Genomic DNA, 18,167 nt, shown 5'->3' on the forward strand with positions numbered 1-18,167 from the left:
AATTAGCTCTTGTAGCAAACTCCGTAATCCCTTTTTTTGCAAAGCACACGAAAAATAGAGATTACGGGGTTTGGTTTTAGAAAGGTACAAGATGTAAGTAAAAAAATGGAACAAGTTTTATACGGACTCGATTAAATGCTTTAATTCTTCCTCACGATGTTGAAGCCGCTCGGCCAACAAATTGACGATAAAACGGTGAATGTTGGAAGCAAGAACTGGGTCGGATGCTTCAATTTCTTCGAAGGTTTGAGCAGATAGAAAATAGAGTGAACTGGGTTTGTCAGCGACTACTGAAGCCATACGATCAGTCTGACGGTAAAGCCCCATTTCACCAATTGTGTTTCCAACCGTATAGGTGCGAAGGCGCTTAAACTGGCCGTCATTCAATTCCAGCACAACGCTAACCTGCCCTGATGCCACAAAATATAGCCCATCAAATGGATCGCCCTGGTAGAATAGATATTCATGCTCGGCTAGCTGGCGTAACTCTAGGCAGGCCATCAGACGGTTTACCTGCCTGGGATCAGAAAAATGGGTTTGCAGATGCGATGCCAGCGCTGTTTCGGGCGCAGGAATCGGATCAGGTCTGTAAGGCTGGTAATGCTTTAGAATCTGCTGCTCATACCATTCCAATGCCCGATCTAAGTCGGGAAACAAGTGGCAAAATGGATCGTTTGGTTCTAAGCACTCTCCTCGAAGTAGCCGTTGTTTAGCCTGAGGGTCCAAATTGCTATAGAGCAAATGAACTTGTTTCTGGTCTGCTACTTGTCTGAGTTTTGCAAAGCTGAGAACAGCGGAAGAATCCAGTCCACTCACCATACGGAAGTCGAGAATCACGTAGCGCAGCGGAGTTAATTCGCTGTTGTTGAGGCGATCGCGCACCTGATTCAATAATTTATTCGCCGTGCCAAAAAAGATTAGACCCTGTAATTCGACAATGTATGCCTGCTGCCCTTCTGCTTCCAGAATTTCCAACTCTTCCGAAGTTCGTAGTACGTTGCTATGGCGGTAAGTCCCATAGCTCGCATGGCGCACAACGGTTAGCTGACTGTAATGAATTACAAACAGAACAATCGCCGCGACCAATCCGGCGCCGATTGCTTGGAGAAAGCCAACACTAACGGTGATTAACACAATCAACACAATGATGGCGTAATCTGAGCGGGAGAACTTGAACCAGGCTTCGTAAAGCCATTCATTGAAGAACTCAATGGTGACCAGTAACGGCATCCCAACCAGGATAAATTTGGGAAACAGCGCGAGGAGCGGTGCACCGCCTACCACCATGGCGAGACAGATCAGGGTCACCATCCATCCTGCCAGGCGGGTTTTTGCCCCTAATTGGTAAGCCAGTGTATTTTCCCCGGCACTTGGAAACCCGCCAATTCCCCCACCAAGGCCCGATAAAAACCAGGCAATCCCGGAAGACTTTAACTCGCGATTCAAATCCAGATCCCGTGACGCAACCAGTTCAATGCCATTGCCGTGCAACAACAGCGCGATCGCCGATATTAGCCATAGCGCTGCCATAGTTGGTATTTGTTGCAAGACAACGCTCCAGTCAGCCTGCTGAATTGCCTGTAACGTGGCAAAGTCATACAACCCTCCGGATGGAATATTGCCCAGCAACCAGCCCCGTTCTGTCGCTTCTGCCATGGATATTCCTGTTACGGACAGGACAATGTAGAAGAGGGCCGTGGCAGAGGCGATGATACCGGGATATATCAGGAAGTGGGTAATTCGCTGAGGCAGCATGAACATGACAGCGGCAAAGATTAGCCCCGGAAACCATTGCAAAAAGACGTTGGGTTGGAAGAAAGCGGCGATCGTGAATGGCTGTAAATCTAATCCTGAAACCGACTGAAAGGCTGCAATGAGTAGGAGCGCACCAATCCCGGCTAAGAAACCACCTACGACGGGATAGGGAATGAACCGCACAAAGCTTCCTAATTTGAACCAACCCAAAGCCCAAAAAATTGCGGCTGTTATCAGACTGTTAAGGGCAAATGTTGCCACAACCGTCATTAGCTTCTGCTCAACGGGGGCATCTGGCATGGCCGTAACAACCTGCCGTGCAATCAAGCTAAAAATGGGAACGGTGACTTCGGCAATTGTTACCACCATGCCGGGGTAGGAACTCATAGCTGTGCCGAAGGCACTGATGATGACAGAACTGAAGAGTAACAACCCAATCCCAAATGTCAGTACAGGTGCCAGGTCTCCTGAGAAGATGACCGTTCCAAACGATACAGCACTTGTCACCGCTAACAGCCCCATAATGGCACCTGCAATGGCGTTGGAGATGACAGGGTTAGTAGTGGATTTGGCGTGTGCGATGGTAGTCACCTATAAAATGTAGATCTATTTTTGTTGTGTTTATCCTATAGAATTCTGCGGGACTTCCTGTCTTCTCAGCAAGTAACTTCTTACTTCGGGCATAGCTGTATTAGTTGAATGGCATCAAGGTCAACTTGTAAAGTTATTAACAATACACAGTCGACGCTAATTGAAGAGCTTTCTCTGAGGCCCTTGATTCTTGTATAAACCTCAGCACCCATAAAGTTGAGGGTTGCAGAAAACTCTCCAAGGAAGCGAATTAGCTATTTCGAGATGAGTATTAAATGCCTGTTCCGCAGGATATATAATCCTAATTTTCTTGACGTAAAGATTTTCCTGCCCTAGGGGAGATGCTAATTGTCGTCACTTGCACTACAGTCAGTTAGCTGCCTCAATTTTTTGGAGTTTATGCAGGTTAATACAGCCGCGCAGGCTACGTCTAAAACGGCGTTACTACTACTATTTCATATTGAAGAGAATCTGTATGCGATTGATACGAGTAATGTTATTGAGATCGCACCAGTAGTCCTGCTCAGGAAGATTGAGGCAGCTTCAGAGTATATTGCAGGTGTTTTTAATTATCACAATACCATTGTGCCGGTTATCGATCTTTGCCAACTTATTCGGGGGACATCCTGCAAAATTTCCTATAGCACGCGTTTAATTATGGTGAACTATGGGGCGAATTCTTGCCAGGGGGAACACTCACCGTATCAAAAACGCCAGTTGGGGCTTTTGGCAGAACGAGTAACAGAAACTTTAAAGGTGCCCATCAATACCCTGAAAAATGCGGAAAATATGAGTGATTCTTCCGTGATGGGAGAACTATTTATTGATGGTAAGGGCATTATTCAAAAGGTGAACTGGGAACAACTGGTTGCAGATGGCCTTGATCCAGCCTTATTTACTGAGAGAAGCGGGCAGGTGAACGGTGCAGGATGCAATTGAAGTTATTCTCAGGGAGAAGTTGGGGCTAGATGCGAACAGTGTAGGTTCGCGAATCATTGCACGAGCTGTTGCCCAACGTCAGGCGGCTAATGGTGTGCGCGATCGCTCCCACTACCTGGCTCTTCTCCGCTCCGCTCCCGAGGAACTCAATCAATTAATTGAAGCGGTTGTAATTCCTGAAACCTGGTTCTTCCGAGACAAAGAACCTTTTGAGTATCTACGGTATTACGTGAAGGAACGAGCTATTCACGCCTGGGAACGGACCACTAAGCCTCTCTATGTTCTCAGCGTGCCTTGCTCTACGGGGGAAGAACCCTACTCGATCGCCATGACTTTGTTAGACGCGGGGCTAACAACGGCTCAGTTTCAAATAGATGCCGTTGATGTCAGTCAGCGCGCCTTACAAAAAGCCGAGCAGGCGGTTTATGGAAAAAGCTCCTTTCGAGGTGTTACGGCCGAAGCGTTAGAGCGTTACGTTGAACCAACGGCTAGGGGACATCAAGTGCGCCCAATGGTGCGTAAATCCGTGAATTTTATTCACGGCAACATTCTGCAACCTCATTTTCTTCGTAAGACGTATCACGTTATCTTTTGCCGCAATCTATTGATCTATTTAGATGGAGCAGCGCGCGATCGCACGATGGCAACTCTCGATCATGCTCTGTTCCCCACAGGATTATTGTTTTTGGGAGCTGCCGAAACATCTCAAATTTCGGGTAAACAAAATTACAAGTCAATTGAGCATTCCTCTGCATTTGCGTACCAAAAACAATCACTTACCCTATTGGATAAAACAGATTCTAATAGTTCACCTGCACTGAATACAAATCAGTCATCTATCCGGCACCCATTGAACAAAGCAACTTTCCCAAAGACAAAATACCTTAATCCTCCATCCGAAAAAACATTCGATGCTCATCAGGGTTTAAGCAATGGGTTTCTATCGAAAACTCAATCAGATCAAGGGCCACCCATTTTGTTGGAAAGGGCTAAGCAGCTTGCCGATCAGGGACAACTGACCCAAGCGGCTCAACTTTGTGAATCCTATGTGCGGGCTAACCCAGCGGAGGCCTCGGCCTATTTGCTATTGGGTGAGATTTGTCAGGGACTGAGTCAAAATAAACAGGCAGAAACCTATTTCCAAAAGGCTATTTATCTCGATCCATCTGCCTATGAAGCCTTGATACATCTTGCTTTATTGAAAGAGCAACAGGGTAATCAAGCTGCTTCGGAAAAACTAAGGAAACGGGCGCAACGGCTTGTAGAGCAAGGCTATCATTCATCTTAAATAAATGATTCACTATGGTTCAATCAATCTGGGATCGAATTACAAATCGCATTTTACTGGGGTACTCTATTCCGCTGTTAGCCCTATTGGGATTAAGTGCGATTGTTTATGATTCCACTACCCGTACTTTTCAGCTTCAGCAGGAAAGCGATCGCATCGAAACCCAAATTCGCAACGTTAATGGGTTGATTGATGGGCTCAATCGCATGATTGGTATTACCCGGACCTACTTGATTTTCCCAAGCGATCAGAGTGCTATAGATGCTTATTCCGATGCTCGCCAATCCTTTACAGAAAATGCCGAAAATGCGATAGCAACATCTGATGCGCAGACTCAGGCAGACATTAGCAACCTGATTGAATTAGGTGAAGAATACGATCGCACGCTGCAAACTATCTTTCGCCTGGTTGATCAAAACAACCTGGTTCAGGCCAAAGCGGATGTACGCCGGCCTCGTATTAGTGATGCGGTTGCCCAACGCGATCGCGTTGTTGGCGAACTAGAGAACCAGTTAAACCGCAATAATCAGGCTGTCCAAAATTCAAAAAACTTTCTGTTGCGTTTGATTGTTATCGGGACAGGACTGACGATTTTATTGACGCTGGCAGCAGGGCTACTCACGACCTTGCCGCTACGACGCCAGTTGCCCCCCATTGTCGATGCAGCAACGGCGATCGCTGATGGCGATTTAACCCAATCTATCCCGCCCACCAAAGATCCCACGGAAGTTGGGCAATTGCTAAGAGCCTTCCAGGAAATGGTTAAAAGCTTAAATGCTCTAATTGCTCAGGCTCAGCGCTCCGGAATTCAAATTAGTTCCTCGACGACACAAATTGCGGCGGCTGGTCGGCAATTGGAATCGACGGTGAATGAGCAAGTAGCTTCCATGCACGAGGTCAAAGCCACGTCTCGCCAAATTGCCTCTACTGCGGGTGAATTAGCCCAGGCGATGGATGAAGTGACGGATACGGCTCAGACAACCACCAGTGCTGCGGCTAACAGTCAGGAGAATCTCGATAAAATTCAAGGGGCTATGCAAAATTTGGTCGTAGCGACCCAATCGATCGCAGCAAAGCTCAAAGTGATTGATGAAAAAGCCAATAATATTAATAACGTTGTCACGACGATTACGAAAGTCGCAGATCAAACGAATTTACTATCTCTGAATGCTGCCATTGAGGCCGAAAAGGCTGGTGAATATGGCGCTGGGTTTGCCGTCGTAGCGCGTGAAATTCGGCGGCTTGCGGATCAGGCCGCTGTTGCAACCCTGGAAATTGAACAGATGGTGAAAGCCATGCAAACCTCGGTGTCAACAGGGGTTGTAGAGATGGATCGGTTTAGTCGCGAGGTAACCCAATACGTTCAAGAAGTTGGCAATGTCAGTGAGCAGATTACCAGCTTTATTCAAGATGTACAGGGGCTTGCGCCACAGTTTGCTACTGTTAGCCAGCGGATGGATGAGCAATATCGGGGAGCCGAGCAAATTAGTATGGCGATCGCCCAACTCAGTGATGCGTCCCTCCAAACCATGCAATCCCTTCAAGAAACCAATAATGCGTTAACACAGTTGGATGATGCAGCGCAGGGGTTGCAGCAGGAGATTTCACAGTTCAAAGTGTAGCCATCGTAGTTTTACATGATGAAGTGTCAGTGATGAATGCCGAGTATTGTTGGAGCGAGATTGGGATAGAGGGCGATCGATCGTGCGATCGCTTAGAGTCGGTAGGACACTGCATCAATTGCCCGGTCTACCATGAGGCAGGCCGCGGCCTCCTTAACCGCGAAATTCCACTCGACTATCTCCAGGAATGGACAGAAATTCTTGCTCAGCCGCCAGAAGCTCAAATGGGAACTCTGTCTACTGCCGTCAAGCAAGATTCTCTCAAAATTGGCCAGGGTACAACGCTATCGGCTATGGTTTTCCGGCTCGGCAGCGAGCGATTTGCGTTACCCGTTAGTATTCTGCAAGAAATTACCCGTCCTGTACCTATTCATACTCTTCCCCATCGCAGTGATGATTTGTTCCTGGGATTGGTGAATATTCGCGGTGAAATCCTGCCCTGTGCGTCTTTAAGCCAATTTATTGGGGTAGAAATGCCGATCGACCCCACCTATAGTCGAATTAACCTCAGGCGCATGATGGTGATTGGGCAGCAGGAGAGCCGCTGGGTGTTTCCGGTAGACGAGGTGCATCGAGTTTATCGCTTCCATCCAGATGAGCTTCAGAAACCTCCTGTTGTGATTGCAAAAGCCCATCAATCCTATACCCGGGGGATCATTGACTGGCAAGACAAAAAAGTGAATTATCTGGATGCTGACCATTTGCTGAATACGCTCGATCGCCGCCTCTTGTAGTGTTTGAGCTGTTTCCTCCCTAATTCTATGTAACTCAACAAAAATGCCCGATTATTCAATGCTGGATCTATTTCGTCAGGAGGTTATCGCTCAGGTGGAGAACCTGAAGCAACACTTGCTGATGTTCCAGCAACAGTCTCAATCGGCGCAAGATATTCAGGGATCGTTGCAGGCTTTGCATGCCCTTGATGGGTTGGCCCAAGTTGTCAACGTAGAAGCTGCTGTTGTTGTCATTCAAGCTATTCAGTCAAGACTTAGAGCGGTTCAACAGGGTATAGATTTGAGCGCTGTTGAGGTTGATCGTCTGCTCGAAGCAGCTCATTGGCTTTTGGACATTAGCCTATTGGATGAACCCCAGTGGGAAAGTTGGTTGTCCGGTCATCGCGAGAGTATTGCCGCCATTCAATCTGTCTATCAACCAGTAACGTCTGAATCAGACTATTCAGATCCTTCCTCCGGTTCCGTGGCTGGCATTGCATCGTCCGAGGATGAGAATCTTCCCGAAGTGGAAGATTCAGTAGCAGATTCCGTGCCGGAACCCCTTCAGGCTCACCTACCCCTGGTTGATCCTCAGATGATGGATTTGTTCCGTATGGAGGTGGAGGAACAGGCAAATATTTTGAACGATGGTTTGCTGACTCTGGAGACGCAACCCACAGCCACTCAACCCCTTGAAGCTCTCATGCGGGCAGCTCATTCGATTAAAGGGGCCGCACGGATTGTTGGACTGGATGCTGCTGTTAGCCTGGCGCATACTCTAGAAGATTGTTTTGTTGCAGCCCAGAACCGTACGCTTACATTGAGTGGCGATCTGATAGACCAACTACTGCGGGGCGTCGATTTATTGCAAGGCTTAAGCCAGGTGAGCGATCGCCATCTCTCCACCTGGTTAACTCAGCAAAATATCAATATTCTATCCGTACAGTCTGGTATTGAAGCTCTGCATCAATCCTCTGTTCATTCTGAGAACCCTGCATCCTTTGATGAATCCGAGCACTCATTTAACCACCCGGCCGTGAAGGGTTCTTCCAATGGAATATCCGATGCTGCACATCAAATCCCGGTTGGTATTTCGAGCCAATCGTCTGGTGCTAATAGCAGTGTAAGCGAGCAACTTGCCTATGATGCCTCTAAGGGAGCTCAGCGGGTTGTGCGGGTTGGCGCAGATAACCTGAACCGGATTATGGGGCTGGCGGGAGAAGCACTGATTGAAGCCAATGCACTGCCTGCTTTTGCGGATGCCTTGATGCAGGTGCGATCGCATCAAATCGAGCTAGCTACCAGTCTGGAAGTACTGGAACAACAAGCTTTACCTCATTTTCGACAGGCTGACCAAGCCTTATTTGAAATGGTGCGTCGTCAGGAGCAGCAGTGTCGCGCTTTGTTGAGCGATCGCCTCTCGGATCTGGAAGAGTTTATTCGTCGTACCACTCATCTATCCGATCGCCTGTATCGAGAAGTTATTACCTCGCACATGCGGCCTTTTGAGGAAGGTGTGCAAAACTTCTCGCGCATGGTGCGTGATCTGGCTCGTAGTCTAGATAAACAAGCTCGATTAGAAATCGTTGGCAAGTCTACATCCGTCGATCGCGACATTCTCAGCAAGCTAGAAGCCCCCATCACGCATATTCTTCGAAATGCAATTGGTCACGGTATTGAGTTACCCGAAGCCCGCATTGCCGCAGGGAAACCCCCGGAAGGAAGGATTCGCCTGGAAGCGGTCCATCGAGGCGGCATGCTAGCTATCACAGCCACAGACGATGGTGCGGGAATTGATATCCAACGGCTTCGAGAGCAAGCCATCGCCCGTCAGCTTACGACTCCTGAAATAGCCGAAAAACTGTCAGATGCGGAGCTTATGGAGTTCCTGTTTCTACCTGGATTCTCCCTCTCCCAACAAGTAACGGAACTGTCTGGGCGAGGTGTTGGGCTGGATATTGTGAAAAGCATGGCTCAGGAAGTGGGTGGTACTGTGCGGATGACATCTCAGCCAGGAAAGGGCACCAGTTTTCATTTTCAGTTGCCACTAACCCTCTCCGTCGTCCGGACACTACTTATAGAAGTTGGGGGAGAAATTTATGCTTTTCCCCTGTCGCGCATTGACCATATTGTCACGGTGAAGCAAGAAGATATTTTCACCGTTGAGAATCGACAATATTTTACCCTGGAGCACCAAAACGTTGGTCTTCTTCCCCTCTATCATGTTCTAGATTTGCCACCACCTACTGCCGTGCCGGATCCCTTATGGGTCGTGATTATCAGTGATCAATCGGCCACTTATGGTCTAGCGGTCGATCGTTGTCTGGGGGAACGTGAGTTAGTGGTGCGTCCCCTTGATCCACGCTTAGGCAACGTACAAGATGTGGCGGCGGCGGCACTGATGGGAGATGGGTCGCTGATTTTGATTTTGGATGTGTCTGATTTGTTGCGATCGCTCAACACATTGCTGGTCGATGGGCGGCTAGCAAAGACAGGGGAAACGCGATCGCGCAAAGGTAACGATGCAAAACGGGTGCTGGTGGTGGATGACTCAATTACTGTACGGGAAATGGAACGTAAACTGTTACAGAATCATGGTTACGTGGTAGATGTGGCTGTTGATGGGATGGAAGGCTGGAATGCTGTTCGCTCTTATCCCTATGATTTGGTCATTAGTGATATTGATATGCCCCGGATGAACGGTATTGACTTAATTAAAGAAATCAAAAAACATTCGCGCTTACAGTCAATTCCCGTCATTGTGGTTTCCTATCGCGATCGCGAGGATGATCGCATTCAAGGACTGGAAGCAGGAGCCGACTACTATCTTACAAAGAATAGTTTTCACGATGACACGTTAATTCGAGCCGTTGCTGATTTAGTGGGTGAATAAAATGAGTACCCTACATTCCCACAATCCAAGATTTATGGTTGCTCAGCGACGGCAAAAGCAGAATTCTAAGTTTTGGGTTTGAACAGTGCAAGTTATGAGCTGGGCAGATGGACTTCCTGAACGATGGTAATGTGGCATGAGAATTGCAATTGTCAATGACATGGTGCTAGCGATCGAAGCAATGCGACGGGTGTTATTAACCGTTGCTGAGCACCAGGTCGTTTGGGTGGCAAAAAACGGTATCGAGGCTGTTACCAAATGTGCTCAAGATACTCCTGATCTGATCCTGATGGATCTGATCATGCCTGAAATGGATGGCATTGAAGCGACTCGACAGATCATGCAGAAGACTCCTTGCGCTATATTGGTGGTCACTGTCGATGTCAAACAAAATGCTGCCAAGGTGTTTGAAGCTATGAGTTGCGGTGCGCTCGATGCGGTCAACACTCCCACTCTTGGAACTCAGGGCGACCCAGAATCGGCGCAAATCCTTCTCCACAAAATTGCTACCATCGAGAAACTTACCCGCCACTCGGTGTCTCCTTCCTCCTTCCCCCTTACGCATCACTTAGCGACACAACGTCGCACTCGATCACTCGATCGCTCCCCCAGTGACTTAGCCAACCCTCTGAATTCCAAATCTCCACCCATCCATCCATCTACCGATCCGCCGATCCGCCCATCCACCCTTTTCTCCACCCCCCTCCTGGTCGCCATTGGAGCCTCCACAGGTGGCCCTAAAGCCCTCGCCACAATTCTCGCCCCTCTTCCTGCGGACTTTGATGCGGCGATTGTTATCGTTCAGCACGTAGACGCTCAGTTTGCAGAAGGTTTGATTGAATGGCTGGGTCATCAAACGGCTCTCACCGTTAGAAAAGCGGTTACTGGCGATCGCCCCACCTCAGGAACGGCTCTTGTCGCCTGTAGCAACGACCATCTATGCCTACAGCGAAACCGTACCCTCGCTTATGTGAAAGAACCCAGCGACTATCCCTACCGCCCCTCCGTCGATGTTTTCTTCAAGAGCCTGGCCCGCCATTGGCGTCTGCAGGGAACGGCGATGCTGTTAACTGGAATGGGGCGGGATGGTGCAGAGGGGCTCAGCCAGCTTCGCCAACGGGGTTGGTATACGATCGCCCAAGATAAGGTGAGTAGTGTCGTGTATGGAATGCCTAAAACAGCTGTTGAATTAGACGCAGCAGTGGCTGTTTGCAATCCTAAGGAGATTGCCGAGTATTTGCTACACGTATCCTCCAAACTATGAACGACCCCATTACGGTCCTGCTGATTGACGATCAAACTATCATCGCGGAAGCGGTACGGAAAATGCTGGTTAACGAAAGGGATATCACCTTTCATTACTGTAATAATCCTCTGCAAACTATCAAAGTGGCAAAGTCTTGCCAACCCACGGTGATTTTGCAAGACCTGATGATGCCGCAGATAGATGGGCTTTTATTGGTGCGTTTGTTGCGATCGCTTGATGCCCCTACCTATCAAGTTCCTCTAATCGTTTTGTCCAGTGAGGAAGACCCTGTTATCAAAGCGCAAGCTTTTGAATATGGGGCGAATGATTATTTAGTGAAACTGCCCGATCGCGTTGAGTTGCTGGCTCGAATTCGTTACCACTCCAAAGCCTATAATAACTTGCTCAAACGGCAGGAAGCTGAAGCTCTACTCCGCGAGGAAAATGAGCAACAGGCTCTCTACATTCAACAGGTGAATAAAATTACAAATGCAGCTTCTGCTGTTGAGCAAAACATATTTGAAGACACCCAGCTAGACGATGTTTCTGCTCGTAAAGATGAACTTGGGCAACTGGCACGGGTGTTTACCCAGATGGTCAAAACGGTAAAAGTGCGCGAAGCAGAATTGGAGCGACTGAAAGATTCTCTGGCACGATTTTTCCCAGATGAATATTTGCGATTTCTGCGTAAAGACAGCGTGATTGATGTGCAACTGGGGGATTTTGTTAGCAAAACCATGGCTGTTATGTTTAGCGATATTCGCTCATTTACCACCATTTCTGAAGGGATGACACCTCGCGAAAACTTTAATTTTATCAATGCTTATCTAAAGCGAGTAAGCCCCGAAATTCGCAATCACTACGGCATTATTGTGAAGTTCTTGGGAGATGGCATGATGGCGGTTTTCCCGGATGGTGCTGATGATGCGATTGCCGCAGGAATCGCCAAACAACAACGGGTGCAAGAATACAATGATCAGCGTCAGGCAAAAGGTAAACAACCCATTCACGTCGGTATTGGTATTCATGTGGGCCCCATGATGCTGGGCATGGTTGGAGAAAACCACCGCATTCAAGGCGATGCATTTTCAGATAATGTGAATGTGACAGCCCGCTTAGAGGGGTTGACCAAAGTGTACGGAAGCTCCATGCTGATTACCGGACAAACCGTCGATCACCTTAGCAATCCTGAGACCTACCAAATTCGCTTTTTGGCAAATGCCTTGGTGAAGGGACGAACAGAGGCAGTCGCCGTTTATGAAGTATTAGATGCTGAAACTGAAACAATCCGCGAGTTGAAACAACAAACATTGCCTCACTTTGAACAGGGTATTTTGTATTATCGCCATCGCGTCTTTACAGAAGCTAAAGCTTGTTTTGAGAAAGTTTTATCAATTCATCCCACTGACCAAACGGCTCAGCTCTATTGCGAGCAAATCACAATGTTATTATCCGAAGGAATTCCTGAGAACTGGCAGGAAGCATGGACATTTGGATAGACTCGGGTCGGTTATGTTTCAAGCGTTTGCAAAGCGCTGTAAAGCTGTGGATGGGATGTGGTAGAAGGGGCACTTCGTGCCCCTTCTACCACATCCCATCCACAGGTCTAGAACACCCCCAATTATGGGTTCTGGAAGTTTTGTCATGTACCGAGAGATTTATACACAACTATCACTGGATAGCTTGTACCTTTCGACATAAAGTTTGCAAATATTGCTAGAGTACGAAGTTAGGTTGAAGCCTCCATCTTAAGGTAGATTCTCATTCATTGTGAACTTCGCTTGAATGGAGATACCCGTTTATGCATACGGATTAACGCTTCATGAGACGCGATGCTGCCGGAAAGTTTGTGAACAACTGGAATTCCGAGACAAAATATCGGGTGGGTGTATCACTCACCCGTACTGCCCAGCGATCGCTTGATCAGGAGGCCCAAAAACGGGGAATTTCTCGGTCTGAAGTGATTGAGCACTTTGCTCGCAGTCTCGGTGCTGAACATTCTAATGATGCTGATGGGCTGTATTCCCAAATTGCGTTACTTCAACATCAAATTCTTGAGCAACAGCATGAAATCGCAGCTTTACGCAGTCAACAGCAACCATTAATGGCTCTACCAGACAATCCTTTGCTTGAAGCTGTTTTAGAACAGATGCCTGTGGGTGTCTTAATTGCCGATGCGAAGTCTGGCAAGCTAATGCTGGCGAATGAACAAGCTAAACAAATCACGGGGTACAGCTATAAAGAATTATTAGAGCTTGAAAGTGATGTTGCTACTGTTCCATTCGAAGCGTTTCACCCAGATGGAGAGATTTATACACCGGATGAGCATCCTTTGGTGCGATCGCTAAAAACCGGTGAGGTTATTACCGATGAAGAGATGGAAATTTGCCACAGTGACGGTAGTCCTGTTTTCATCACCGTTAACTCGGTTCCCATCCTCGATCACCAGGGGCAAACTGTCGCAGCAGTAGCGGTCTTCCATGATGTGACCGAGCAGCGATCTATAGAACAAGTTTTACATGAAAATGACTTTCGGTTGCAGGCACTATTAAACGCAAATTTTATTGGCATCATTATTGGTGATTTTCAAGGCAATATTTTGGAAGTCAATAATACCTGGCTCAATACTTTAGGGTATACCCGGGAAGAAGTTGTGTCGGGGGCCGTTAATTTTCTTGAGATTACCCCACCTGAATTTCGGCATTTAGATCAGCAGGCGATGGCCGAAATGGAACAAGTGGGTTACCATGTACCATTTGAGAAAGAGTACATCCGTAAAGATGGTAGCCGCATTCCTGTTCTGATTGGAACTGCTTATTTGGGAGGCCCCGATGATTTAGGCGTGGGTTTCCTCATTGATCTCACTGAACGCAAACGTCTGGAATCAGCGCTACAGCAGCGAGAGCAACACTACAAGATGGTGGCTGAAAATGCGCCAGACATTATTAGCCGTATTGATACAAAGTTTCGCCACGTATATGTTAGCCCCTCTGTAGAGAGAGTGACAGGCATTCCAGCCGATCAGTTTATGGGTAAAACCCATGCTGAATTAGGAATGCCCGAGCAGATCTACTGCCTCTGGCATGACAGTGTTCAGCAAGTATTTGATAGTGGACAAGAACGAACCATTGAATTTCAGTTTCCCACTCTTCAAGAAATACGGTGGTATCAAGCACGTATTGTTCCTGAATTCACCGACGATGGCTCTGTTGAAACAGTGTTAGGAATTGCTCGTGATGTGACAGATTATAAACAGGTTGAAGAAGCCTTACGAGAAAGCGAAGAACGTTTGCGTCTGGCACTTACAGCTGCTCATATGATGGTGTGGGATATGGATTTGCAGAGCAATTGGATGGTTGTTTCTGCAAATGCGCAACAGATCTGGGGCATACAAGAAGGTACAGGAGAAGATTTTGTTGCGGTGATCCATCCAGACGATCGCCTGCGGGTGTTACAAGCAGTCGAACGGGCCATGGCCGGAGGAGACACATCTTACTCGCAAGAATATCGAGTGATGAGCCCAGATGGTACTGTACGTTGGCTCAACAGCCAGGGGCGGATTTATCTGGATGACATGGGGCGTGGAGTGCGAATGCTGGGCGTTTCGGTGGATGTAACGGAGCGTAAGCAGATTGAAGCAGAACGTGCTCAATTGCTAGAACGAGAACGTTTAGCAAGGCTAGAGGCAGAAAACGAACGCAAGCGATTATATGACATTCTGATGCAGTTCCCTGCCATGATTGGCATTGTTAAAGGGCCTGATCTGGTGTATGAATTTGCTAATCCCACGTATCTGCAAATCACTGGTCAGACTTCTGACATGATTGGTAAGCCGATTCAGGAAGCTTTTCCAGATCTGGAAGGACCTATTTATTTTGATGTGCTGAAGCAGGTCTATCAAACGGGAGAAACCTTTGTTCGAGAGGAATCACCGGTATGTTGGGATCGGAACGGTGATGGCGTGTTGGAAGAAGCATTTTTTACCTGCAATTTCCCAGCTTGGCGAGATGTTGAGGGAAACATTCAGGGTGTATTAATCTACAACTTTGAAGTTACAGCGCAAGTAAAAGCAAGGCAGCAAATTGAGCAATTATTAGAAGAACTTCAACGGAAAGAAAGACAGCAAAAGTTTTTAATTGAGTTGAATGATACGATGCGTGCCATTCAAGACTCAAAAGAAATCATGTGGCAGGTCGTTTGTGCTACGGGAGAATACTTCAATGTCACCCGCTGTACTTATGGTGAAATTGATTCTACACAAGAATATGTGATGGTCGATCGTGATTACTGCAATGGAGCTATCAGTATCGTTGGTAGCCATCATATGAATTCGTTTGGGCCTGATATCATCGCAGAATTGAAGCAAGGTAAAACTGTTGCTGTGGATGATGTGGATCAAGACCCTCGCACGGTCGGATCAGGGGCAGCGGCTTTTGATGCAATTCAAACAAAATCGCTATTGTGCGTTCCTTTGGTGAAAGCAGGAAAATTTGTTGCATTGATGGTATTGCACCACATGGCTGCTCGTCAGTGGACGGTAGAAGATGTCGTATTAATGGAACGCATTGCCGAGAAAACCTGGCTGGCAGTGGAGCGATCGCGCGTAGAGGAACAATTGCGCGAAAGTGAATCACGCTTGCAGCTAGCCCTGCGCATTGGACGCATGGGTACCTGGGATTGGGACGTTCAAACGGGAACAACACGATGGTCAGAGGGATATTTCACGGTTCTTGGTCTGCAACCCAATGAATGTGAACCGAGTTATAAAATCTGGGCCAGCCGTGTTCATCCCGATGACCTGGCTGAAACGGAGGCAAAACTCCAGCATGCGATGGACGAACGAACTGAATATCAGCACGAATACCGGATGCTCTGGCCAGATGGTTCGCTCCGTTGGGTTGGAGCACGAGGGCAGTTTACCTATGATACTCAGGGGCACCCCAAGCACTCCATTGGTGCGGTCATCGACATCACAGAACGCAAGCAAGCAGAACAGGAACGAGAACAACTGCTGGAGCGCGAACGCATAGCGCGATCGCAAAGAGAAGTGGCTCAGCAGCAACTCGCAAACATCTTTGAAACGTCTCCTATCGGGCTGGCTTTGCTGGATGCTCAACAGCGATTTGTGGCTATCAACGAAGCCCTGGCAGAGATTAACGGGTTAACCCGTGAGCAACACTTGGGCGTTTCGATTGCGGATCTTTTTGGTCACTCTGACTCCGGATTGGTTGAAATTTTTCATCGGATTTATACTACCGGGGAACCTTTCATCTCGCCTAGTTTTGCGGTCAATATACCGGGGCGTAACGATCGCCGTCCCGGTTACTACAACGTCTACTATCTGCCAACAGTAACTGCAAATCATCAAGTCGAAGGCGTGCTGGTATACGTGGTCGATGTGACAGAGCGTATCCGGTTAGAACGAACGCAACGTTTCCTCTCCGAAGCCAGCGCAGTGCTGGCATCCTCTCTGGATTACCAGACGACGTTGGAGCAAGTTGCGCAGCTGACGGTGCCGGAATTAGCTGATTGGTGTACGGTCCATATTGTTGAGGAAGATGGCACTATCGACCAAATTGCGGTCGCCCATATTAATCCTGATAAGCTGGCATGGGCTCATCAAATTCGCGAGAAGTACCCGTTAGATCCCAATGCGGAGCGAGGTGCCGCACTGACATTGCGCACGGGGCAATCGGATTTTGTGCCAGAAATTCCCGACGAAATGTTGGTACATGCTGCCCATGACCCAGAGCATTTAGAAATTTTGCGACAGGTCGGTTTCAGTTCTTTTATGTGTGTTCCCCTGCGTATTCAGGCCCGAATTATGGGTGTCATTTCCTTTATTTCGGCTGAATCTGGACGGCGATATACGCCAGTAGATGTGCAATTTGCCGAAGAATTAGCGCATCGTGCTTCCTTAGCGATTGAGAATGCCCAGCTCTACCAAACTGCGCAACGCGATCGCGCCAAGGCGGAATCAGCTAACCGTATTAAGGATGAGTTTTTAGCGGTGTTGTCCCATGAGTTGCGATCGCCCCTCAATCCAATCCTGGGTTGGACCAATATGTTACGCAGGAAGCGACTAGATGCAACGAAAACAGAGCAAGCGTTAGAAACCATTGAGCGCAATGCGAAGCTACAAGCCCAGCTCATTGAAGATCTGTTGGACGTTTCCCGCATTCTCCAGGGCAAGATGACCCTGAATATTGCGCCTGTGAATTTAGTCACGACCATTGAAGCGGCTTTAGAAACGGTACGTCTGGCGGCTGAAGCAAAACGTATTCAACTTCAAACCACGCTGAATCCAGTTGCTGGAAGTATTCTCGGTGATACGAACCGTCTGCAGCAGGTTTTTTGGAATTTGCTTTCGAATGCCGTAAAGTTTACGCAACCCGGAGGGCACGTGTCGGTTAAGCTTGAGCAAACTGGCATGTACGCTCAAATTCAGATTAAAGACACGGGCAGAGGAATCAGTGCCGATTTCTTACCCTATGTGTTTGATTACTTCCGTCAGGAGGATGGTACCACCACCCGAAAATTTGGTGGATTGGGATTAGGGTTGGCGATCGTACGTCAGATTACCGAACTGCATGGAGGAACGGTTTCGGCCGAGAGCCCGGGGCAAAATTTAGGAGCAACATTTACTGTTCGATTACCACTTAACCTGGTTGGGCAGGAACAGTCTTCTTCAGATAAGCCCTCAGAAGCCGGAGCAGACTTAACCGATATTCAAATATTAGTCGTCGATGACGACGCAGACATGCGGGAATTAGCATCATTCGTTTTAACCCAATCTGGTGCGCAGGTCATAACGGCGGCTTCAGGAATGCAAGCATTGTCTCTGCTCAACCAATCGGTACCCGATCTGCTGCTCTGCGATATTGGTATGCCGGAGATGGATGGGTACACCTTAATTCGGCAAATCAGAAGGTGGCTCCCTGAGCAGGGTGGAAATATTCCGGCGATCGCCCTCACAGCCTATGCCGGAGAGATTAATCAGCAGCAAGCGTTAACTGCTGGGTTTCAAACCCATATTTCAAAACCGGTCGAACCCGAAAGGTTAGTACAAGCCGTTATTCATTTACTGCGTCCAGCCACTTCCTAGTAGACTGCGGCTTAA

At 48.0% G+C, this 18,167-nt stretch carries 9 protein-coding genes; 8 read left to right on the plus strand and 1 reads right to left on the minus strand.

Going from position 1 to position 18,167, the window contains the following annotated elements:
• Positions 1-117: 117 nt before the first annotated feature.
• Positions 118-2,346, minus strand: a complete 2,229-nt coding sequence (locus H6F91_RS11115) for a SulP family inorganic anion transporter (RefSeq protein ID WP_190773936.1) — start codon at positions 2,344-2,346, stop codon at positions 118-120.
• Positions 2,347-2,745: 399 nt separating this feature from the next.
• Here H6F91_RS11115 and H6F91_RS11120 point away from each other — a divergent pair, with 399 nt between their 5' ends.
• From H6F91_RS11120 to H6F91_RS11155, 8 genes are all read left to right on the plus strand, one after another.
• Positions 2,746-3,285 carry a chemotaxis protein CheW gene (locus H6F91_RS11120; RefSeq protein WP_190773937.1) on the plus strand — a complete coding sequence of 180 codons (540 nt, stop codon included), beginning with the start codon at positions 2,746-2,748 and terminating at the stop codon, positions 3,283-3,285.
• The gene (locus tag H6F91_RS11125; RefSeq protein ID WP_190773938.1) at positions 3,269-4,573 is read left to right on the plus strand and encodes a protein-glutamate O-methyltransferase CheR; all 1,305 of its coding nucleotides are present in this window, start codon (positions 3,269-3,271) and stop codon (positions 4,571-4,573) included. The genes H6F91_RS11120 and H6F91_RS11125 overlap by 17 nt, the downstream gene beginning before the upstream one ends.
• A 14-nt stretch (positions 4,574-4,587) precedes the next feature.
• Entirely contained in the window at positions 4,588-6,195 is a 1,608-nt protein-coding gene (locus H6F91_RS11130; RefSeq protein ID WP_190773939.1) for a methyl-accepting chemotaxis protein, read from the plus strand.
• 32 nt (positions 6,196-6,227) lie between these two features.
• A complete protein-coding gene (locus H6F91_RS11135) occupies positions 6,228-6,929 on the plus strand; it encodes a chemotaxis protein CheW (RefSeq protein WP_190773940.1) in 702 nt (233 codons plus the stop codon).
• Positions 6,930-6,972: 43 nt separating this feature from the next.
• Complete coding sequence (locus H6F91_RS11140; protein WP_190773941.1) at positions 6,973-9,801, plus strand: hybrid sensor histidine kinase/response regulator; 2,829 nt, start codon at positions 6,973-6,975, stop codon at positions 9,799-9,801.
• Between the two features lie 136 nt (positions 9,802-9,937).
• The gene (locus tag H6F91_RS11145) at positions 9,938-11,065 is read left to right on the plus strand and encodes a chemotaxis response regulator protein-glutamate methylesterase (protein ID WP_190773942.1); all 1,128 of its coding nucleotides are present in this window, start codon (positions 9,938-9,940) and stop codon (positions 11,063-11,065) included.
• Positions 11,062-12,546 carry an adenylate/guanylate cyclase domain-containing protein gene (locus H6F91_RS11150; RefSeq protein WP_190773943.1) on the plus strand — a complete coding sequence of 495 codons (1,485 nt, stop codon included), beginning with the start codon at positions 11,062-11,064 and terminating at the stop codon, positions 12,544-12,546. The genes H6F91_RS11145 and H6F91_RS11150 overlap by 4 nt, the downstream gene beginning before the upstream one ends.
• Positions 12,547-12,869: 323 nt before the next feature.
• Complete coding sequence (locus tag H6F91_RS11155) at positions 12,870-18,152, plus strand: PAS domain S-box protein (RefSeq protein WP_190773944.1); 5,283 nt, start codon at positions 12,870-12,872, stop codon at positions 18,150-18,152.
• Positions 18,153-18,167 lie beyond the last annotated feature (15 nt).

Source organism: Leptolyngbya sp. FACHB-8, from assembly GCF_014695575.1.
Classification (GTDB): Bacteria; Cyanobacteriota; Cyanobacteriia; order Elainellales; family Elainellaceae; genus Vacuolonema.